3 protein-coding genes are annotated in these 4,861 nt (G+C 42.6%); 1 reads left to right on the top strand and 2 read right to left on the bottom strand.

Annotated features, from left to right (window positions below; translation table 11 throughout):
- Positions 1–64 precede the first annotated feature (64 nt).
- The gene (locus NJ959_RS25475) at positions 65–1,996 is read right to left on the bottom strand and encodes a S9 family peptidase (RefSeq protein WP_254014559.1); all 1,932 of its coding nucleotides are present in this window, start codon (positions 1,994–1,996) and stop codon (positions 65–67) included.
- Between the two features lie 872 nt (positions 1,997–2,868).
- On the opposite strand from NJ959_RS25475, the gene NJ959_RS25470 reads away from it, so the two are divergent.
- Positions 2,869–3,657 carry a hypothetical protein gene (locus tag NJ959_RS25470; protein WP_254014558.1) on the top strand — a complete coding sequence of 263 codons (789 nt, stop codon included), beginning with the start codon at positions 2,869–2,871 and terminating at the stop codon, positions 3,655–3,657.
- Between the two features lie 440 nt (positions 3,658–4,097).
- On the opposite strand, the gene NJ959_RS25465 is transcribed toward NJ959_RS25470, so the two are convergent.
- Entirely contained in the window at positions 4,098–4,751 is a 654-nt protein-coding gene (locus NJ959_RS25465) for a Uma2 family endonuclease (protein WP_254014557.1), read from the bottom strand.
- Positions 4,752–4,861: the final 110 nt, after the last annotated feature.

Below are 4,861 nucleotides of genomic sequence, written 5' to 3'. Positions count from 1 at the left end.
ACTCCCTACTCCCTACTCCCTACTCCCTACTCCCTACTCCCTACTCCCTACTCCCTAACCTCTACTAAAGATTATGAATCATCACAGGCTCGATTGCTTCAGCCAATTCAAAGCCAAAAATACGAGAGTAGAAGTACAATTCTCCTTCTAAGGTACGTTTAATATTCTCGGCACGACGGAAACCATGTTGTTCTCCCTCATATAGGATGTATGCTACGGGTAATCCTTTATTTTTCAATGCTTCAACCATCATCTCGGCTTGGTTGGGGGGTACGACTTTATCTTCCTGTCCTTGGAAGAAAATTACCGGACATGAGAGTTTATCGGTAAAATGAATAGGCGATCGCATTTTATAGATATCTTGTCTTGCTGGATAGGGTCCAATCAAGCCATCCAAATACCGAGCTTCAAATTTATGGGTATCTTTGGCTAGGGCTTCTAAGTCGCTGATGCCGTAGTAACTCGCACCTGCTTTGAAGGTATCTCGAAAGGTAAGAGCAGCTAAGGTAGTATAACCTCCTGCACTACCGCCTGCGATCGCTAATCTGTCTCCATCGACTAATCTTTGTGCTGTGAGGTATTTTGCACCGTTGGTACAATCATCGACATCGACGATACCCCAGTTATCTTTTAGTCTTTGGCGATATGCTCGTCCATAACCTGTACTTCCGCCATAGTTAACATCTAAAACGGCAAAGCCGCGACTTGTCCAGTATTGAATTTTTAAGTTTAATGTACTAGATGTAGAAGAAGTTGGTCCGCCGTGGCTTTTGACGATTAGGGGTGGTTTTTCTGTTGGTGGTGCTTGGTAGTCTTGGTTTTGGGGTGGATAGAAGAAGGCGTAGGCGGTAAGATTATTTTCGCTGGCAAAGGCGATGGGTTGTGGGATGGAGAGATATCCTTTGTCAATCTCTAGTTCGCTGGATTTACGCAGGACTGTTATATTGTCAGTTGTTAGGTCTATTTCTACTAACGCTGTTGATGCTATGGCAGAGCCGCCAATAAAAACAGCGCGATTATTAGCCACCTGAAGAGAGGAAATACTAGTGTATGGAGTTTCAATAACTTCAAGTTGTTTTGTCTGAAGCTCAAGACTTGCTAGATACCAGTTTCCATCTTCAGTATAAGTACAGATGAGGCGATTGGCAGACTGAAACCCGTAGGTAGACATCCCGCATACCCACTGCGGCAGACCAAATTCTGCTTCCATACCATATAGTGGCTCAATTTCGCCATTGTGCCAGCGGTAAAGATTCCACCAATTACTGCGATCGCTAATAAAATATAACATACCATTCGGCGACCACTCTGGCTGAAATATCGATTCATCAACTCCACCAGCCACTAACTGAGCTTCACCTAAAAAACCATCCTCCAAAATAGATGCCACCCAAAGTTGAGTGCCATCCCAAGGTAAATTAGGATGATTCCAAGTTAGCCATGCGAGTTGGGAGCCGTCGGGATTCAAGCGTGGCGAGGCGTAGAAGTCACAGCCCGAAGCCAGTATTTGGATATCTTCGCCATTGTTTAAATTTATACTAACTAATTGATTAACAGGTTCGTGACTGCTGTTGCTAAAATCTTCCCTAACGCAAATTAGCCGCTGTCGTTGGGAATCAACTACCCCATCTGCGTAATGGGAGTCAGCTACAGGAGTTAGAGCTTGGGGTTGGGAATCTGGAGTTTGCTGGTAAATTCTGCGATCGCTAAAGTTAGAGAAATATATTATCCCATCTTTCACAGTAAAAGAACCACCGCCATATTCATGGACGCGGTTACGGACATTGAAAGGGGATGGTGTCAGATCAGTTATCTTACCATCTGTAGTTCTGCGGACAATAACATTCCGTCCCGCTTCCGTTGCCCGCGCTTCAATCCAGTATGTATCCGTATTATCTAGGACAATACTACCTAAACCTATAGTACCCGCGACAATCAGATCTGCGGTAATCGGAGATTTCCATGAGCCGTAGGGGGAAATAAGGGGTTGGGGCATTAGCGTTATCTTGGGCTTTTCCCAAATTTTACCTTCCAACCTACAAAATATATTGGAAGTCACTCTATCCGTAGGGCGCGTTATGCTCCGCTAACGCACCATCCAGAATATTCGCGGTAAGCCCGAAAACCCGCCGTAGACTTAAGTCTACGGCTAATAGCTCAAGTCCATTGAAATGGACTCTCATGATTATTCCAGTCAGTTTTAACTGACTTCAGCTATGAGGCAGTGGTTTGAATCACTGCCGGGTGATTGCGAATGCTGCAAATCGGTTTTAACTTATAACTTACACCATTCTCAGTAGATAACCCCTATAGTCTGTTATGCCACAGCGAACGCACCATCCCATAGCCTAACTGCGATCGCCCCATTGGTCTCTTATGCCACATACCATTCTAGAGCCTAACCGCGATCGCTCCTCATCCACCAGCCCCCGGAGCATTTTGGTAAAAAAAAAGTAAAGAAATGGCCAGCCAAGGCCGCCTTATGAGTATCTTTACCTATTCTTCACCAGAGTTTTATGAAGCTACGATGAAGAAAGACGATTTTTCATGAAGATCCCATGAAGATGCCTCAAAACCCCTTGCCAAACAAATTTTTCTACTCTAAGGTAGTTATTACAGACAAGAAACAGGGAACGAACAACTGAAGACAGAATGTGAAGCGCAAACAAATAAGAACTTTCACTTCCTACATGAAATCCTTATTTTATCGCTACACCCCTAAACAGCCAATTCAGGGAATTAACTTCTACCTTCAGTCGCCGAATTCATGTATTACGATTTCGTATTACAGGCTCATCGTAACCTGACTTCTAAAGTTTTGTCAAGACTCCAGGGAATATTTGTTTTACTACCGAAGGGGAAAAAATTATGAGCCGTTCTACTTCTTTATTTGCCGTTATTGCCGCTGCTGCTACTACTGCTGTTTTGGGATTGGTTTCTGCTCCTGCCAGTGCATCTTCATTAACTGGAACTGAGTATGACTGTAATGCGGGATGCGATTTAAAAACATTAATCGATAATGATGGTTACTTCTTGGTTCTGGACAAATGGTTTGGTAACTTCAAATATGTAAATCAAACACACATTGCCAACCCCGTTGCTCTTCCTCTTAATCCTCTACCTGTCGGTGGTCTAACAGTGACAGAAGATCCATTGGGAGCTGATGGTCCAGGTCTAATACTGGGAGGCGCTATGGCAGCTATTTCATTCTTAGAAGATGGTCTCCCATCGGTAAAAGATTTCCTCTTTGGTTACGATGTACATGTTCACGATCCACACAGGTATATTACTGATGTCCACTTGGGGTTTGAAGCCATTGTTTCGGGTGGTGGATTCGCGAATATTAGTGAGAGCGTCTTTGAGATTACTGAGGATGGTTTAACAGGAGCTTCACTACTGGACGGACCTCTATCGGTTAATACGGCTCCGGATGCAAAATTTGAAGATTGGGCATTCTTGACGAAACCTGTGAAGTGGGCTCGAGTTGAGAAGGACATTTTCCTCTTCAGTGGAGATAAGGGTTCTGCAGTCACCACAATTATTCATCAGCGCTTTTCTCAAACATCTGTTCCTGAACCAGGTGCAGTAGTTGGACTCCTAGCCATCGGTTCCTTCGGAGTCAGTGAAATCCTGAAACGCCATAAAAAAGCAAAATAATAGAGTAGATATCTAAGAGCAAGCTAAAGAGTTTGAGCTTAGAGCCAAATAATCAACAAAATTATATAGTCCCAGCGCTATGCCGACAAACACATCATGAGGCATTAGCACTGGGACTTTGTTTCTCTTTGCAGGATGGGACAATTGTCTATTTTTTTTACAATTAGGGATAACCTTGGCAAGAAACCCTAAATATTTATATCCTCTTGCTTCACCCGAACCTCACTATTGATGCCCTAACTGCCTTGTCTATTGCGATAACAAACCAATTGCTTAAATGTTGAGGATCAATTAAGTGTACCTCATTACTGTGGAAACCGCTGTAATTATGGTATTCGATAAACCTAGGAAGGGCGAAGCATTTGGAGAGTAAACCTTGGGTTTAACCCATAATTGATCCCCCAAATGCTTCGCCCCTACATAGATAAAAGATCTTGAGATTATATTTTGGAGATGTCTAAATTTTCCATCACCCAAGTTCGGAATTCCCTTATCACTTGACTTCTACCAACACTTAGATTCTGCTTCACCCTTTGATTAATAATTTCAATAATAGGAATACCTGGAAAATTAGGGCTGAAACTTGACTCAATGTACTCCCCATCTTGCAATAGACTAATTTCCAGTCCTCGCCGAGTATAGCGCCAAAGTTCCGGAACTCCAAGTCGTTGATAATTCTCAAACTGAGTGCGAGATGTAATATCTATTTCTATCGCTAAATCTGGCGGTGGCTCAACCGTCAAATCTAGACGATTTTTCCCGATGACAGCTTGATAATTTTTAATATAAAAACAGGTATCTGGTTCTACCGCCTGAGTCATTTTCTCATTTTTTAAGGTAGTGGAACCAAACGGTTCAAAGTCAATTTGAAGTGCATCTAATAAAATCCTCGCCAGCTCACCAATAATTTCCTTATCTTTCTCATGCTCCGGTAAAGGAACCATAATTTCTAGCATCCCGTTACTATAAGAAATCTTTGCTGCCCGACGTTCTCCCAATTCATCTAAAATAGTTTCAAACTCCTGCCAGCTAATATCCTTAAGTAAAACTTGATGACCAGGTGCTACGACAATTTGTTTAAGAGCTAACTGCATAATTTTTATCCATTTTAGACCTGGGTTCGACGTAATACTGAGATCTTGCATCATATTCAATAACCCCAAAAACCCGCCAGAGAATAAATTCTCTGTCTAATAGCTTAAGT

It is taken from the genome of Limnofasciculus baicalensis BBK-W-15 (genome assembly GCF_024178385.1).
GTDB classification, from domain to species: domain Bacteria; phylum Cyanobacteriota; class Cyanobacteriia; order Cyanobacteriales; family Coleofasciculaceae; genus Limnofasciculus; species Limnofasciculus baicalensis.
This window is presented reverse-complemented; position numbering and strand designations above follow the sequence as displayed.